This window comes from Kitasatospora sp. NPDC057015, assembly GCF_042673745.1.
GTDB lineage: Bacteria > Actinomycetota > Actinomycetes > Streptomycetales > Streptomycetaceae > Kitasatospora.
The window spans coordinates 12855-28555 of sequence record NZ_JBHUSG010000024.1 but is presented as its reverse complement, the minus strand read 5'-3'; the positions used below and the strand labels follow the sequence as shown (position 1 = coordinate 28555).

The 15701-nt window shown below is 73.3% G+C and carries 15 protein-coding genes; 6 read left to right on the top strand and 9 right to left on the bottom strand.

Annotation, left to right across the window (positions count from 1 at the left end; genetic code table 11):
• Window positions 1–29 precede the first annotated feature (29 nt).
• The 6 genes from murJ to trxA all read left to right on the top strand — a co-directional run bounded on the left by murJ (window position 30) and on the right by trxA (window position 8385).
• On the top strand, window positions 30–2639 hold the full coding sequence (gene murJ / locus ACFTWP_RS22265) for a murein biosynthesis integral membrane protein MurJ (RefSeq protein ID WP_380266392.1): 2610 nt from the start codon (window positions 30–32) through the stop codon (window positions 2637–2639).
• A gap of 286 nt (window positions 2640–2925) precedes the next feature.
• Complete coding sequence (locus ACFTWP_RS22260; RefSeq protein ID WP_380266391.1) at window positions 2926–4863, top strand: protein kinase family protein; 1938 nt, start codon at window positions 2926–2928, stop codon at window positions 4861–4863.
• 109 nt (window positions 4864–4972) lie between these two features.
• Window positions 4973–5725: an RNA polymerase sigma factor SigM gene (sigM, locus tag ACFTWP_RS22255; RefSeq protein WP_380266390.1), complete on the top strand. Its 753-nt coding sequence runs from the start codon at window positions 4973–4975 to the stop codon at window positions 5723–5725.
• A complete protein-coding gene (locus ACFTWP_RS22250; protein ID WP_380266389.1) occupies window positions 5722–6660 on the top strand; it encodes a hypothetical protein in 939 nt (312 codons plus the stop codon). Before sigM ends, ACFTWP_RS22250 begins: the two co-directional genes overlap by 4 nt.
• A gap of 238 nt (window positions 6661–6898) precedes the next feature.
• Window positions 6899–7864 (top strand): thioredoxin-disulfide reductase, encoded by a 966-nt coding sequence (trxB, locus tag ACFTWP_RS22245; RefSeq protein ID WP_380266388.1) that lies wholly within the window; start codon window positions 6899–6901, stop codon window positions 7862–7864.
• A gap of 194 nt (window positions 7865–8058) precedes the next feature.
• Entirely contained in the window at window positions 8059–8385 is a 327-nt protein-coding gene (gene trxA / locus ACFTWP_RS22240; protein ID WP_073929206.1) for a thioredoxin, read from the top strand.
• A 103-nt stretch (window positions 8386–8488) separates the two neighbouring features.
• Here the strand turns inward: trxA and ACFTWP_RS22235 are convergent, their stop codons facing one another.
• The 9 genes from ACFTWP_RS22235 to rpmH all read right to left on the bottom strand — a co-directional run bounded on the left by ACFTWP_RS22235 (window position 8489) and on the right by rpmH (window position 15436).
• A complete protein-coding gene (locus ACFTWP_RS22235) occupies window positions 8489–9106 on the bottom strand; it encodes a GNAT family N-acetyltransferase (protein WP_380266387.1) in 618 nt (205 codons plus the stop codon).
• 140 nt (window positions 9107–9246) lie between these two features.
• The gene (locus tag ACFTWP_RS22230) at window positions 9247–10368 is read right to left on the bottom strand and encodes a ParB/RepB/Spo0J family partition protein (RefSeq protein WP_380266386.1); all 1122 of its coding nucleotides are present in this window, start codon (window positions 10366–10368) and stop codon (window positions 9247–9249) included.
• Window positions 10365–11411 (bottom strand): ParA family protein, encoded by a 1047-nt coding sequence (locus ACFTWP_RS22225; protein WP_380266475.1) that lies wholly within the window; start codon window positions 11409–11411, stop codon window positions 10365–10367. The genes ACFTWP_RS22230 and ACFTWP_RS22225 overlap by 4 nt, the downstream gene beginning before the upstream one ends.
• Window positions 11412–11759: 348 nt before the next feature.
• Complete coding sequence (rsmG, locus tag ACFTWP_RS22220; RefSeq protein ID WP_380266385.1) at window positions 11760–12551, bottom strand: 16S rRNA (guanine(527)-N(7))-methyltransferase RsmG; 792 nt, start codon at window positions 12549–12551, stop codon at window positions 11760–11762.
• Between the two features lie 173 nt (window positions 12552–12724).
• Window positions 12725–13258 (bottom strand): protein jag, encoded by a 534-nt coding sequence (locus ACFTWP_RS22215; protein ID WP_380266384.1) that lies wholly within the window; start codon window positions 13256–13258, stop codon window positions 12725–12727.
• Between the two features lie 67 nt (window positions 13259–13325).
• The gene (gene yidC / locus ACFTWP_RS22210; RefSeq protein WP_380266474.1) at window positions 13326–14450 is read right to left on the bottom strand and encodes a membrane protein insertase YidC; all 1125 of its coding nucleotides are present in this window, start codon (window positions 14448–14450) and stop codon (window positions 13326–13328) included.
• 36 nt (window positions 14451–14486) lie between these two features.
• Window positions 14487–14855, bottom strand: a complete 369-nt coding sequence (gene yidD, locus ACFTWP_RS22205; RefSeq protein WP_380266383.1) for a membrane protein insertion efficiency factor YidD — start codon at window positions 14853–14855, stop codon at window positions 14487–14489.
• Window positions 14852–15280: a ribonuclease P protein component gene (gene rnpA, locus ACFTWP_RS22200; protein ID WP_380266382.1), complete on the bottom strand. Its 429-nt coding sequence runs from the start codon at window positions 15278–15280 to the stop codon at window positions 14852–14854. Before rnpA ends, yidD begins: the two co-directional genes overlap by 4 nt.
• An 18-nt stretch (window positions 15281–15298) precedes the next feature.
• Window positions 15299–15436, bottom strand: a complete 138-nt coding sequence (rpmH, locus tag ACFTWP_RS22195) for a 50S ribosomal protein L34 (RefSeq protein ID WP_035799375.1) — start codon at window positions 15434–15436, stop codon at window positions 15299–15301.
• Window positions 15437–15701 lie beyond the last annotated feature (265 nt).

Genomic DNA, 15701 nt, shown 5'->3' with positions numbered 1-15701 from the left:
CGCCCTCCCCCGAACAGCGAAGAGGTGGCATGAGCGGGCCCCGCGAGGAGCGAGCACAGAGCCAGGCCGGCGGCCCCCAGCCGGCCGAGACGCCTGGCGGCGACTGGTACGTGGCCGACACCTACGCTCAGGACCCGTACGCGGCCGACGCCTACGCCGGGTACCAGTCCGAGCAGGACCCGTACGGCGTCCAGGACGGCCGGGAGGACGGCCCGCCGCCGGCCTACGACGTGCCGCCGCAGCTCCCGCCGCAGGCCGGCGGCTACCCGACGCCCGTTCCGGCGCCGGCGCCGCCCGTCCCGCCGGTGCAGCCGGGCTGGGACACGCCGGCCACCTGGCGTGCGGACGCCCCCCGGGCCGAGGCCGCGGGCGGCCCCGCGAACCCCGACGCGCCGCAGCACGGCGGGCACGCCCCGGCCGCCGTCGTCCCCGAAGCCCCGCCGGCTGCCGGGAGTCCGGGCGCCGGGCCGGGCGCCCGGTGGGGGCAGTGGCAGGAGCCCGCCCGGGCCGAGTCGCCGTGGAACTCCGAGACCACCGAGTACGTCGGGGTGGACGCCCTGTTCGGCGGCGGCCCCCGGCAGCCCGAACCCCAGCCGGCTCCGCAGGCCGCCCAGCAGCCGCTGCAGCAGCCCGTCCAGCAGCCGGCCCAGCACCCCGGCCAGCAGCCCGCCCAGCCCGGGCCGTACCAGACGGGCCCGTACCGGCCCGGCGCCGGCCCGGTGGACGCCGGACCGGTCGCGGCCCCCAGCGGCCCGGTCGCCGGGCACGGCTACCCGGCGCCGCCGTTCGCGGCCGGCCCCCCGCAGCACCCCGGCCAGCACCCCGGCCAGGGCGGCCAGTTCGTCCCGCCGATCGAGTTCGACCCGCCGCTCTCCGAGCAGGAGGCCACCATGCAGGTGGCGGCGGTCCAGCTGCCGCCCGCCGTGGAGCCGCTGGACGAGATCGTCGAGGAGGAGCGGGAGCAGCAGCAGGCGCCCCGACCGACCGGCGGCGGTGGAGGCGGCGGCAAGGTCGCCGGACTGCTGAACTCCAGCGCCATCATGGCGGCCGGCACCCTGGTCTCGCGGGGCACCGGCTTCGTCCGCACCATGGTCATCGTCGCCGCCATCGGCGCGGTCCGGATGGGCGACTCGTACAACGCCGCCAACACCCTCCCGACGCTGCTCTACATCCTGATCGGCGGCGGCGCGCTGAACGCCGTCTTCGTACCGCAGCTGGTCCGCAGCATGAAGCACGACGACGACGGCGGCGCCGCCTACGCCAACCGGCTGCTCACCCTGGTGATCGTCGGCCTGGCCGGGGTCTCCTTCGTGGCCGTGCTCGGCGCCCCGATCCTGGTCCAGCTGATCGCGCACGCGCTGACCACCGACCAGGCCAGTGCCGACACCACGGTGGCGCTGGCGCGCTACTGCCTGCCGACGATCTTCTTCATGGGCATCCACGTGGTGATGGGGCAGATCCTCAACGCGCGCGGGCGGTTCGGCGCGATGATGTGGACCCCGGTCCTCAACAACATCGTGGTGATCTTCACCTTCGGCGCCTACATCTGGGTCTACGGGGGCTTCAGCGACACCGGGGTCAACCCGGCGACCATCTCCCCCGAGGGCGTCCGGCTGCTGGGCCTGGGCACCCTGCTCGGCCTGGCCGTCCAGGCGCTGGCGATGATCCCCTACCTGCGGGCCGCCGGCTTCGGCTACCGGCCGCGCTTCGACTGGCGCGGGCACGGCCTCGGCAAGGCCGCCCGACTGGCGAAGTGGACCTTCTTCTTCGTCCTCGCCAACCAGGCGGGCTACCTGGTGATCACCCAGATCGCCGTCGCGGCCGGCATCGACGCGGGCGACAACGGCGCGGGCCTGTCGGCGTTCTCCAACGCCCTGCTGATCTGGCAGCTGCCGCACGCGGTGATCGCCGTCTCGATCATGAGCGCGGTGCTGCCCAGGCTCTCCCGCGCCGCGGCCGACGAGGACGCCGGCACCGTCCGCGACGACCTCTCCTACGGCCTGCGAACCACCGCGGTGGCGATCATCCCCGGGGCCTTCCTGTTCCTCTCGCTCGGCCCCGCCATCGCCCGCTCGATCTACGCCGTCGGCGGCCAGGAGCAGGCCCTGGAGAGCGCCACCAACATCGGCCTGATGCTCTCGGCGTTCGCCCTCGGCCTGATCCCGTACTCGATGCAGTACGTCATGCTGCGCGGCTTCTACGCCTACGAGGACACCCGCACCCCCTTCTCCAACACCGTCTGGGTGGCCGGCTGCCAGGCCGGCTTCTCGGTGGTCTGCTACCTGGTGCTGCCCTCGCAGTGGGTGGTGACCGGCATGGCCTTCGGCTACGGCGCCGCCTACGCGGTCGGTGTGGCGGTGGCCATCCCCAAGCTCAAGCGCAAGATCGGCGGGCTGGACACCAAGCGGATCGGCCGCACCTACAGCCGGCTCGCCGCGGCCTGCGTCCCGGCCGCCGCCGTCGGCATCGGGGTCAGCCTGCTGATCGGCTCGGTGATGGGCGGCTGGCTGGGCAGCGTACTGACCGTCCTGGTGGCCGGCGCGCTGCAGCTGGCGGTGTTCGCGGTGGTCGCGAAGCGGCTCAAGATCGAGGAGCTCAACTCCATGCTCGGGATGGTCCGCGGCCGCCTGGGCCGCTGACCGCACCGTCAACCGCACGGACGCGGGGAATGCGCCACCTCGGGTGGCGGCGGCCGCTGGGCCGGATTCGGCGATCGGGTGACACCCCGGAGCGCCGGACCCGGCCCAGCGGCCGATCTGCACCAGATCTCTCCACCCCGCGCAACCGCTTGCCCCTCTCAGCGGTCGTACGCGGGGGGGAACAGTGGGCACAATTGACCCGGACCGCTTCCGGCCTCCGGGCCGGGGCGATCCAGCGACTTTCTCGGGTCCGGGGCGACACGACCGGGGCGACACAAGGGGAGGCATGACCACGGTGGCTGATGGCACCAAGGCGGTCGTCGACACGTCGGACGCGGACGGGGCGGCGGACGAGGCTGCGCTGGCCATGGCGATCGACGACCTCGCGGGCGACGCCCCGGCCGGCCCGCAGGGCGAGGAGGAGGTCTCCGAGACCACCGCCCCGCTCTCGGCCGACGAGATCGCCGTCGAACTGGCCGCAGGCGCCGCCCTCGCGGCGGCCGCAGCGGCCCGCGACAGGGCCGCGGGCACGTCCGGGACGAAGGCCGGCGCCAAGGCCGCCGGCAGGACGGCGGGCAGGGCCGAACCCGAGGCCGACGGCTCCGATGCCCCCGAGGCTGCTCCCAAGGCGGCTCCCGGCGACCCGGAGGCCGGCGGGACGGGCGCCCTCCCGGTCACCCTGCCCGCCCCGCTGCGGCACAGCGGCGACGTCATCGGCGGCCGCTACCGGCTGGAGGAGTGCATCTCCCAGACCGAGACCTTCAGCAGCTGGCGCGCGGTCGACGAGAAGCTGCGCCGCGCGGTCGGCGTCCACCTGATGGCGGCCGGACACCAGCGCTCCCGGGCCGTGCTGGCCGCCGCGAAGTCCGCCGCCCTGCTCGGCGACCCGCGCTTCGTCCAGGTCCTCGACGCCGTCCAGGAGGGCGAGCTGGTCTACGTCGTACGGGAGTGGCTCCCGGACGCCTCCGACCTCGCCAAGCTGCTCGCCGACGGCCCGCTGGAGCCGTACGACGCCTACCAGATGGTCCGCCAGGTCACCGATGCCATCGCCACCGCCCACCGGCGCGGCCAGGCGCACCTGCGGCTCACCCCACGCTGCGTGCTGCGGACCGAGGGCGGGCAGTACCGGATCAACGGCATCGCCGTCGACGCCGCCCTGCGCGGGCTGCCGGTCGACGACAGCGCCGACTCCGAGCTCACCGACACCCGCGCCATCGGCGTCCTGCTGTACGCGGCCCTGACCCACCGCTGGCCCTTCCCGGAGGACCGCTACGACCTCCAGGGGCTGCCGAAGGGCCTCGGCCAGGTGCCCCCGGACCAGGTCCGGGCCGGCGTTCACAAGGGCCTCGCGGAGCTCGCCGCCCGCACCCTGTGCGAGCCGCCGCACCACCCGAACTCCATCTCCACGCCCGAGGAGCTGGCCAGGGCGATCGCGCTGATGCCCCGCATCCGCCAGCCCGAGACCGAGCTGCCCGCCTTCACCCCGCCCCGGCGCAACCCGCCCGCGCAGTCCTCCCCGCCGGCCGCCGCGCCGCCGACCGGGCACGGCCCGACGTTCCACGGCCCGCTGCCGTACCCGCAGCGACCGCGCCGGCGCCGGCTGCGCCGGGTGCTCAAGGCCACCGCCTGGACGGTCGCCCTGGCCGCCGTCGGGTTCTCCTCCTGGCAGCTGGTCGGTCAGCTCCGCGACTCCGGCCGCACCCCCGGACACCCCGACGCCGCGGTCACCCTGCCCGAGACGGCGCACCCGCAAGTCGGCACGCCGGTCCCCGGCCCGCCCGCCGGCACCCCCGTCGAGATCGCCGACGTGAAGTCGTTCAACCCGCTCGGCGACTCCCCCGAGAGCGTCCCGAGGCTGCCGCTCACCCACGACGGCAACCCCGACACGACCTGGACGACGCTCGACTACAAGAACCCGCTGCAGATGATCAAGGAGGGCACCGGCCTCCTGGTGGACCTCGGCTCGCCCCAGCAGGTCGGGTCGGTCAACGTCCAGTTCGTCGGCAGCACCAAGGTCGAGCTGCGCGTCCCGACCAACCAGTCCGCGACCGCCCCCGGCCGGCCCGGTGACTACCGCGTCGTCGCCCAGAGCACCGGCGCCCAGGCCGACCTCAAGCCCGAGGCCCCGCTGACGACCCGCTACCTCTTGATCTGGATGACCGACCTCCCCAAGGATGGGGGCGTCTGGCACGGCCAGGTGTCCGAGATCAAGGTCACCGGCTGACGGTCGACCGGCTGACCGGGGGCCTGCTCGCGTCCTGCCGCCCGGCGGACGGACCGACGGGCCCGGCAGCGGCTACCGGCACGACGGGTCACGACGAAGGACGGAGGGGGTGCGGACGGTGGACGCCGAGGACAGCGACGCGGCGCTGCTGAGCCGGCACGTCGCCGGCGACCCGGACGCCTTCGGAGTGCTGGTACGGCGCCACCGGGACCGGCTCTGGGCCGTCGCGCTGCGCACCCTCGGAGACCGCGAGGAGGCCGCCGACGCCCTCCAGGACGCCCTCGTCTCGGCGTTCCGCTCCGCCCACACCTTCCAGGGCCGCTCGGCCGTCACCACCTGGCTGCACCGGATCGTGGTCAACGCCTGCCTCGACCGGGCCCGCCGCAGCGCGACCCGCCGCACCGGCCCGCTGGACGAGGACCCGAAGCGCCTGGACGCCCTGCTGGGCAGCTCCGAGGCGGCCGACCACCAGGTGGTCCGGGACGAGGTCCGGCGCGAGCTGACGGCCGCGCTGGACGCCCTGCCGGCCGAACAGCGGGCCGCCCTCGTCCTCGTCGACATGCAGGGCTACCCCGTCGCGGAGGCCGCCGACCTGCTCGGCGTGCCGGTCGGCACGGTGAAGAGCCGCTGCGCCCGCGGCCGCGCCCGGCTGCTCCCGCTGGTACGGCACCTGCGCGAGGGCGGCCCGGCCGCCGACGGCTCCGCCGCTGCAGACGGCTCCGCGGCTGCGCACGGCGGCGTTGTTTCACGTGAAACAGCCGGCGGATCCGCACCCGCCGGGAACCCGTCCGGCCCCCGAGCCGTCACAGGGACGAGCACCGACGGCGAGCCGATCCTGGAAGGAGATGCGACCGCGCGATGACGCACCCCACCTCCGCCCCGCACCCGGCCGGGCCGCACCCCTCGATCGACGACCTCGCCGACTTCGCCGAGGACCTCGTCGAGGGCCCCGAGGCGGCGGCGACCCTGCGCGAGCACCTCGACGGCTGCCCCGACTGCCGCGAGACGCTGGCCGCCCTCGCCGAAGTGAGCGAGCTGCTCGGCACCGAACCCGCCCCGCCGATGCCCGAGGACGTCGCCGGGCGGATCGACGCCGCCCTGGCGGCGGAGGCCGCCGCCCGGGCCCGGACCACGTCCGTGCCCCGCAGCCAGCCCGTGCCCGCGTCCGGCGCCGGCGCACCGGGCAGCCCCCGACCGGCCGCCGGCCCCGACCCGTCCTCCCGTCCGGAGCCGCCCTCCCGCCCCGTCTCGGCCACCCCGCCGACCGGACCGGGCCGCCCCCGGCGGCGCGGGCGCCGCCGCGCTCTGCTGGCCACCGCCTTCGCCCTCGCCGCGGTCACCCTCGGGGCGCTGCTGCTGCGCACCCCGGCGCCCGACCAGGCCACCGACACCGCCGCCGGCGCGGCAGCGGCCTCCGCGCCCTCCTCGCCCTCCGCGGTCGCCCCCGTCCGCCCCGGCACGCAGGCGCCCAAGGAGCAGCCCGCGATCGGGAGCGCCCGCAACGAGTACCGCGAGGACACCCTCGCCGCACAGGCGCGTGAACTCGTCGGCACGTCCGCCGTCGCCCGCCCCGCCGAGGGCGAGGAGCTCACCACCCGGACGGCCGGCCCGTGCGCGCCCGCCTCCACCGCGCCGCTGCTCGCCACCGACCACGGCACCTTCGCCGGAGTCCCCGCGGACCTCCTCGTGTACGCCGTGCCCGGCCACCCCGACCAGCTCGACGTCTACCTGGTCGGTACGGGCTGCGCCGACGGCCGGGAGTCCGTCCTGCTGCACCGCACCGTCGCCGCCCGCTGAGCCGCCCGTCGGCCCGCCGACCGCCCGACCGGCACCCGCCCCCTCGGAGCGTCGCCGCAGCCCCGGGCGACCGTCCACCCGCCTCCTCGTCCGGGCGGCGTACTCGCGGCCCACACTGCGGGCAGCTGGTAGGGATTCCGCTGGGAATGCGGGACACTGGTCAGTCGTTGTCCCGGGCGGCGGAGCAGGACCGCCCTCCCCGCACAAGCGCGGGTCGCGATGCGAACCAGGAGATGCAGTGAGCGACGTCCGTAATGTGATCATCATCGGTTCCGGCCCGGCCGGGTACACCTCCGCGCTGTACACCGCCCGAGCCTCGCTCAAGCCGCTGGTCTTCGAGGGCGCCGTCACCGCGGGTGGCGCCCTGATGAACACCACCGAGGTGGAGAACTTCCCCGGGTTCCGGGACGGCATCATGGGCCCCGAGCTGATGGACAACATGCGGGCGCAGGCCGAGCGCTTCGGCGCCGAGCTCGTCCCCGACGACATCGTCTCGGTCGACCTCACCGGCGACGTCAAGACCGTCACCGACTCCGAGGGCAACGTCCACCGCGCCCGCGCGGTGATCGTCACCACCGGCTCGCAGCACCGCAAGCTCGGCCTGCCGCGCGAGGACGCGCTCTCCGGCCGCGGGGTCTCCTGGTGCGCCACCTGTGACGGGTTCTTCTTCCGCGACCAGGACATCGCCGTGGTCGGCGGCGGCGACACCGCGCTGGAGGAGGCGACCTTCCTCTCCCGCTTCGCCCGCAGCGTCACCGTCGTCCACCGCCGGGACAGCCTGCGCGCCTCCAAGGCGATGCAGGAGCGGGCCTTCGCGGACCCGAAGATCAGCTTCGCCTGGGACAGCGCCGTCGAGGAGATCCACGGCGACCCGAAGCTGACCGGCCTCACCCTGCGGGACACCACCACCGGCGAGAAGCGCGAGCTGGCCGTCACCGGCCTGTTCATCGCGATCGGCCACGACCCGCGGACCGAGCTGTTCACCGGACAGCTCGACCTCGACGCCGAGGGCTACCTCAAGGTCGAGGCCCCCTCGACCCGCACCAACATCCCCGGCGTCTTCGGCGCCGGTGACGTCGTCGACCACACCTACCGCCAGGCGATCACCGCCGCCGGCACCGGTTGCGCCGCGGCCCTGGACGCCGAGCGCTACCTGGCCTCGCTGGCCGACCTGGAGGCCCAGGCCGCCACCGTCGCGGTCTGACCACCCCCGACCACCCGATCCACCGGGCGGGGTGCGCGGCACCACTGCGCCGTTTCACGTGAAACACATCTCACGTGGAACGGGCCTCACTTCAGGCCCACCCCGCCCGTCCCTCCGCCCGGGGCAGAAACATAACGGCACCCGCCGTTGTTGTCCTGGCGGCAACACTTCGTCCGTGACCCTTAGGAGCTACCGTGGCCGGCGCCACCAACATCGTGACCGACGCGTCCTTCGAGGCCGACGTCCTCAAGAGCGACAAGCCCGTCCTGGTGGACTTCTGGGCCACCTGGTGCGGCCCGTGCCGTCAGATCGCCCCCATCCTGGAGGAGATCGCCGGCGAGCACGGCGACAAGCTGACCATCGCCAAGCTCGACGTCGACGCCAACCAGCAGACGGCCGCGGCGTACAACGTGATCTCGATCCCGACCATGATCGTCTACAAGGACGGCCAGCCGGTGAAGTCCATCACCGGTGCCCGCCCGAAGGCCGCGCTGCTGCGCGAGCTGGCCGAGTTCATCTAGGCTCCCCCGGTCATCCGGCTGAGGCGGGCCTCCCCACCGGGAGGCCCGCCTCAGCCGTTCTCCGCCTCAGTCGTTCCTCCGGCCGGGAGTGCCCACGGGGCCCTCAGAACGGCCGCAGCGCCGGCTCCTTGCGTCCGCCGCCCAGCAGGCGTTCCAGCGCCACCTCCATGTCGCCCTTCCAGGAGAGCGCGGTACGGGCCTCCAGGCGCAGCCGTGGATAGCGGTGGTGCGGGCGCACCGTCTTGAACCCCACCGCGAGCAGGTGCTCCGCCGGCAGCACGCAGCTCGGGCGGTCCGGACCGACGGCGCCGAAGGCCTCGACGGCCCGGACCCCTCGCGCCATCAGGTCCTTCACCACGGTCTGCACCAGCACCCGGCCGAGGCCCTGCCGCTGGTAGCCGGGTAGCACCCGACTGATCATCAGCAGTACCGCGTCCGGCGCCACCGGACTGGTCGGGAAGGCCAGCGAGCGCGGTACGTACGCCGGCGGTGCGTAGGTCACGAACCCGGCCGGGACGTCGTCCACGTAGACGATCCGACCGCAGGAGCCCCACTCCAGCAGTACGGCGGAGATCCACCCCTCCTTCTCCAGCTCCGGCTTCCCCGCCTCCACCGCCTCGCGCGCGGTGACCGGGTCCAGCTCCCAGAACACGCACGAGCGGCAGGTCGTCGGCAGATCACCGAGATTGTCCAGCGTCAGCGGGGCGATCCGGCGTCCCATGCCCCGCACCTCCTCGTCCTCACTTCGAGCATCCCCCAGAAGCTCAGGCCCCACATGCCGATGGGTGCATGTTTCACGTGAAACGCGGTTCGGTGACCACGGTTCCCGTGAGGCATGCACCCATCGGTCGAGCTCGCCGATCAGGTCTGCGACAGCCGCAGCCCGTCCTCCCCCGGCGCCAGACTGTCCAGGATGCGGTTGAGGTCCTCGACCGAGGCGAACTCCAGGACGACCTTGCCCTTGCCGAGCCGCCCCCCGCGCTGCGAGACCTCGACCTTGACCCGGGTCTCGAACCGGTCGGAGAGCCGGCCGGCCAGGTCGTTGAACGCCGGCGACAGCAGCTTGCCCGCCTTGGCGCCGTTCGGGCGCTGCGGCTTCTCCTCCGAACCCATCAGCGCGACGATCTCCTCGGTGGTCCGCACCGAGAGGCCCTCCGCGATGATCCGCTTCGCCAGCTGGTCCTGCCGCTCGCCGTCCGCGACGGCGAGCAGGGCCCGGGCGTGGCCGGCCGTGAGCACCCCGGCGGCGACCCGGCGCTGGACGGCCGGGGACAGCTTCAGCAGCCGCAGGGTGTTGGAGACGTGCGAACGCGAGCGCCCGATCCGGTCCGCCAGCTCGTCGTGCGTGCAGGAGAAGTCCCGCAGCAGCTGGTCGTACGCGGCGCCCTCCTCCAGCGGGTTGAGCTCCGCCCGGTGCAGGTTCTCCAGCAGGGCGTCCAGCAGCAGCTTGTCGTCCTCGGTGGCCCGGACGATCGCCGGGATCTGCTCCAGGCCGGCCTCGCGGGAGGCCCGCCAGCGCCGCTCGCCCATGATGAGCTCGTACCGCTCGACACCGACCTGGCGCACCACCACCGGCTGCAGCAGGCCCACCTCCTTGATGGAGGCGACCAGCTCGGCCAGCTTGTCCTCGTCGAAGACCTCGCGGGGCTGCCGGGGGTTCGGGGTGATCGAGTCCAGCGGCAGCTCGGCGAAGCGGGCGCCGGCCACCGGGGTCAGCTCCGCCTCCGTGCCCGGTTCGGCCGGCGATGCGGCCGGCTGCCCGACCGTCGTCTCGCGGGCGCTCTCGGCGGCGGCCCTGGCCGCCACCGTGCCCCGGCCGGTCGGCAGCAGCGGCGCCGCGCCGCGTACCGGGGCGCTCTCGGTGAGCACCTCCCCCGGCGCGGGCTCCGCCGCCCGGGGCGACGCCACCGCGCCGGCCGCCACCGGCGTCGTGGCCGGGATCAGTGCCCCGAGCCCTCGTCCCAAGCCCCTGCGAGCACTCACCGATTGTCCTCCGTCGTGCTGTGCTGAACCATCTGGTGGGCGGCATGGGCCGCGCCACGCTGCTGCCCGACCGTGCCGGACCCGGTGGTCGAGGCCCGGAGCGCCAGCTCACGGGCGGCCTCCAGGTACGACAGTGCACCGGTGGAACCCGGATCGTACGTGAGCACCGTCTGCCCGTAGCTCGGCGCCTCCGAGATCCGGACCGAGCGCGGGATGGCGGTCTGCAGCACCTCCTGCTGGAAGTGCGTCCTGACCTCCTCCGCCACCTGGGCCGCGAGCCGCGTCCGGGCGTCGTACATGGTGAGCAGGATGGTGGAGACGTGCAGCGCGGGGTTGAGGTGGGCGCGGACCAGCTCGACGTTGCGCAGCAGCTGGCCGAGGCCCTCCAGCGCGTAGTACTCGCACTGGATCGGGATCAGCACCTCCTGGCCGGCCACCAGGGCGTTGACCGTCAGCAGGCCGAGCGAGGGCGGGCAGTCGATCAGGATGTAGTCGAGCGGCTGCTCGTAGGCGGCGATGGCACGCTGCAGCCGACCCTCGCGGGCCACCAGCGAGACCAGCTCGATCTCGGCGCCGGCCAGGTCGATGGTCGCGGGCACACAGAACAGCCCCTCGACGTCGACCACGGGCTGGACGACGTCGGCGAGGGGCTTGCCCTCGACCAGGACGTCGTAGATCGACGGCACCTCGGCGTGATGGTCGATCCCGAGGGCCGTCGAGGCGTTGCCCTGCGGGTCGAGGTCCACCACCAGGACGCGCAGTCCGTGCATGGCGAGGGAAGCGGCCAGGTTGACGGTGCTGGTGGTCTTCCCCACCCCGCCCTTCTGGTTGGCCACCACGATCACGCGGGTGGCGGCCGGCCTGGGTAGCCCCTCGCCGGCGCGCCCGATGGCCTGGACCGCGGCCTGGGCGGCCCGGGCGATGGGCGTGTCATCGATCTGGTCGATGGTCTCCGAGTCCTGCATGGGGGTCAGTGTTTCACGTGAAACCGGAGCGGCAACAGTCGCCGCCCGGCTACGACCGAGCCCGCGGGGAAGCCGCAGGTCGAAACTTCCAGAAAGCAGGGAGCGACGTTTCACGTGAAACACCATGCCCGCTATGTCGGAAATCTGACGCTGCGACACTCCGGTGGGGCCGCGTCACCCGGATGGCCACCCGCCGGACACCGAACGGCGGTGATCCCCCCGGGGCGACCGGCACGACAGCCGACCGGCCGCCGCTCCCGACCTCCGGGCCCCGGAAACGGACCCGCGCGCACCCCCGCCACCCCGGCACAGCCGGTCGGACCTGGCGGCCCGCGCTCACCGGCCGGGCACAACAGGGCCGGCGAAAGCGGAAACGACAACGGGCGGGCGGCCCGAAGGCCACCCGCCCGTCCGTCCGTCCGCGGATCAGCGCCGCCGGCGCCCCGCGCCGCGCCCGCGCTCCGCACCCTTGCCGGCGACGCTCCGGCCGGCCCGGGCGGCCTTGGCCCGCCGGTTGGCGGCCTTCACCCCGCCGGGGCTCTCCCCCGCCTTGACCTGGATGACCCGGGTCGAGGTCTCCAGGGTGCCCTCGCCCACCGAGATCACCGACCACTCGACCGCCCCGAGCCTGGTCAGTCCGGCCCGGGTCTCGGCGAGCTCCTGCTCGGCGCTGTCGCCCTTGAGCGCGAGCATCTGGCCGTGCGGACGCAGCAGCGGCATCCCCCAGCCGGCCAGCCGGTCCAGCGGCGCCACGGCGCGGGCCGTCACGACGTCCACCGCGAGCTTTCCGACCATCTCCTCGGCCCGCCCCCGGAGCACCGTGACGTTCTCCAGGCCGAGCTCGCGGACCACCTCCTCCAGGAAGGTCGTCCGGCGCAGCAGCGGCTCCAGCAGGGTGACCGAGACGTCCGGCCGGGCGAGCGCGACCGGGATCCCGGGCAGCCCGGCCCCCGAGCCGACGTCGCAGAGCGAGGAGCCGGCCGGCAGCAGCTCGGCCAGCACGGCGCAGTTCAGCACGTGGCGGTCCCAGAGCCTGGGCACCTCGCGCGGGCCGATCAGGCCGCGCTGGACCCCGGCCGTGGCCAGCAGCTCGGTGTAGCGGACCGCGGACTCGAAGCGGTCTCCGAAGATCTCCCGTGCCGACGCCGGAGCCTCGCCCGGGCCCACCTCGCTCCCGGCGGCCGCCTCGCCACCGGGAGCCCCACTCTCCGTGTCCATCTCAGCCTCTCCGCTCACCGAATCCACCGAACCCACCGACCGCACTCCAGCACCGTTTCACGTGAAACATCTCTCGCCAAACGGTGCGCTCCGCAAAGGGACGTCGACCCCGCCCGCACACGGCGGACGGGGTCGACACTCATCGTGGCCGGCGGCCAGCGATGTCACCGGCTTCAGCCCGGCAGCACGACCACGAACCGCTGCGGCTCCTCGCCCTCGGACTCGCTGCGCAGTCCGGCCGCGGCGACCGCGTCATGCACGACCTTGCGCTCGAACGGCGTCATCGGCCGCAGCTTGACCAGCTCGCCCGTGCTCTTGACCTGCTCGGCCGCCTGGGCGCCCAGGGCCGCCAGCTCGGACCGCTTCCGGGCCCGGAAACCGGCGATGTCCAGCATGAGACGGCTGCGCTCGCCGGTCTCCCGGTGGACGGCCAACCGGGTCAGCTCCTGCAGTGCCTCCAGCACCTCGCCGTCCTGGCCGACCAGGCGCTGCAGCGCGCGGTCGTTGCCCTCACCGACGATGGACACCAGGGCACGGTCACCCTCGACGTCCATGTCGATGTCACCGTCGAGGTCGGCGATGTCGAGCAGACCCTCCAGGTAGTCGGCCGCGATCTCGCCCTCCTGCTCCAGGCGCGCGATGAGGCTGTCGTCGGCGCTGCCCTCGGCCTCGGCTTCGACAGCGGAGGTGGTGGTGCCTTCCGTCACTGATGGACTCCTTCGGAAGTGGGGCCCGGTTTGGCGGGCCGGGAGAGAAGTTCGGCGAGAGGTCCGGTCAGGACTTCTTCTTCGGCCGCTGTCCGCCCTGCTGCCCGCCGCGCTTCGGCTGCTGGCGCGCGCCCGGCTTGGCGGCGGCCTGCTTGGCGGGGCTCTTGACGGCCGTCCCGGACTCCGCGGGCACGGCGTCCTCGGGCTCGGCGGCGGCCGGCGGCGCGTCCTCCTTGGTCAGCGAGGCCGACTGCGGCTGGCCCGCGGTCCCGTGCTGGCGCTGGGCCTTGGTCAGCTTGCGCGGCTGCTGGCGACGGACCTGCACCGACTCCTCGACGACCGCCTCGGCGGAGGCCTGCTTGTTGGCGGGCGCCGGCAGCAGACCGAAGAACCTGCCCTTGATGACGGTGCCGTCCGGGTTCAGCCGGCCGGCCTTCTTGAGCCGGTCCTGGCGCTCGTCCCAGGCCTTGCTGCCCGGCGTCGGGTTGTTGCGGATGACGATCAGCTGCTGGCCCATCGACCACACGTTGGTGGTCAGCCAGTAGACGAGGACACCGACGGGGAAGTTGATGCCCATCACGGCGAACATGATCGGGAAGACGTACATCAGCATCTTCTGCTGCTGCATGAACGGCGTCTTGACCGTGAGGTCCATGTTCTTGGTCATCAGCTGGCGCTGGGTGATGAACTGCGAGGCCGACATCAGGATGATCATCACCGCGGTGACGATCTTGACGCTGACCTCGTTGCTGCTCAGGAAGGTGGCGGAAAGCGGGGCGCCGAAGATGTGCGCCTTGCCGGCGCTGACCAGCAGGGCGCCGTTGATGACGCCGATCGGCTTGTTCTTGGCCACCGAGGCCAGCACGCCGTAGAGCGCGGTGAAGAACGGCGCCTGCACGAGGATGGGAAGGCAGCTGGAGAACGGGTTGGTGCCCGCCTCCTTATACAGCTTCATCATCTCTTCGGACTGGCGCTGCTTGTCGTTCTTGTAGCGCTCCTGGATGGCCTTCATCTTCGGCTGGATCGCCTGCATGGCCCGGGTGGCCTTGATCTGCTTCACGAAGAGCGGGATCAGGCAGATCCGGATGACGATCACCATCGAGGCGATGGCGAGACCCCAGGCCCAGCCACCGTCCGGGTCGAAGACGTGGCTGTACAGCGAATGGAACTGGACGATGATCCAGGACACCATTGTGTACAGCGGGTTGAGGAAGGAGAAGGTCACCGGTCAGGCTCCTTGGACATTGGGGTCGGCCGCCGGGCCAATGGTCGCCGGGCCCTCGGGCTCCGGACCGGCGGAGGGCGCGTTCACCGGTGGTCCGGCGTCGGCCCTGCCACGGGACGTCAACAGGTCACGCAGCCGGCGGTGCCACACCGGGTGCTTGCGTGCCGGCACGTGGTCCACCCCGCCGGGCGTCCACGGATTGCAGCGAAGGATTCGCCAGACGGTGAGGCCGCCGCCCTTGATCGCCCCGTGCACCCGGACGGCTTCGAAGCCGTAGTGGGAGCACGAGGGGTAGTAGCGGCAGACCGGACCGAGCAGCGGGCTGATGGTCCACTGGTAGACCCGGATCAGACCCATCAGCAGGTACTTCATCGCCCTGCTCCCGTCGGCACGGTGGCGGTCGGCTCCGCCCGGAGCAGCCGCTTGAGGGCCGCGTCCAGGTCGTGCTCAAGATCGTGGTACGAGGCGGACCCCGCCTGGGGCAGCGCGCGCACCACTATCAGGCTACCGGCGGGCAGCCTGGACAGACGATCACGGACCAGGTGACGCAGGCGACGCTTCACCAGGTTGCGCACGACCGCGGAACCCACGGCCTTGCTCACGACGAAACCCGCACGCGCCGAAGGAGTCCCCTCGGCGACGTGCGGGCGGAAGTCGCTGGTCCGGTCGGCCTGCCCCCCGGGGTCACCGTCTCTGCTGAGATGGACGACCAGGAGGGGCCGGCCGGCCCGGCGACCGCGTTTCACTGCGGTCGCGAAGTCCTGGCGCCGCCGCAGCCGGTTCTCGGAGGGCAGCACAACAGACTCTGGCGCGGATCAGGCGGAGATGTTGGTACGGCCCTTGGCGCGGCGGGTCGCCAGGATGGCGCGGCCGGCGCGGGTACGCATCCGCAGCCGGAAGCCGTGGGTCTTCGCGCGACGACGGTTGTTCGGCTGGAAGGTGCGCTTGCTCACTCGGGGGCTCCTGAGGTGAATCGTAGGATGACGGGGGGTCGCTTGGCCGTCACCGTGCGTCCGCGTGATCTCCCCTTGGAATAGGAAATCCGGTCCGTCCTCCCAGGTCTGCTGGGGTTCTGGACAAATCCACGGCGCCCGTGCTGCGCGCCTTATGTGAAGCGGGTGGACCCGCGGACATGCGGCAGCGGCCATCGACAACTCGACCTGGTTACGGTACGCGGCAGCGGGTCCGAGGGTCAAACCGGGTGATGACACGCCCGTG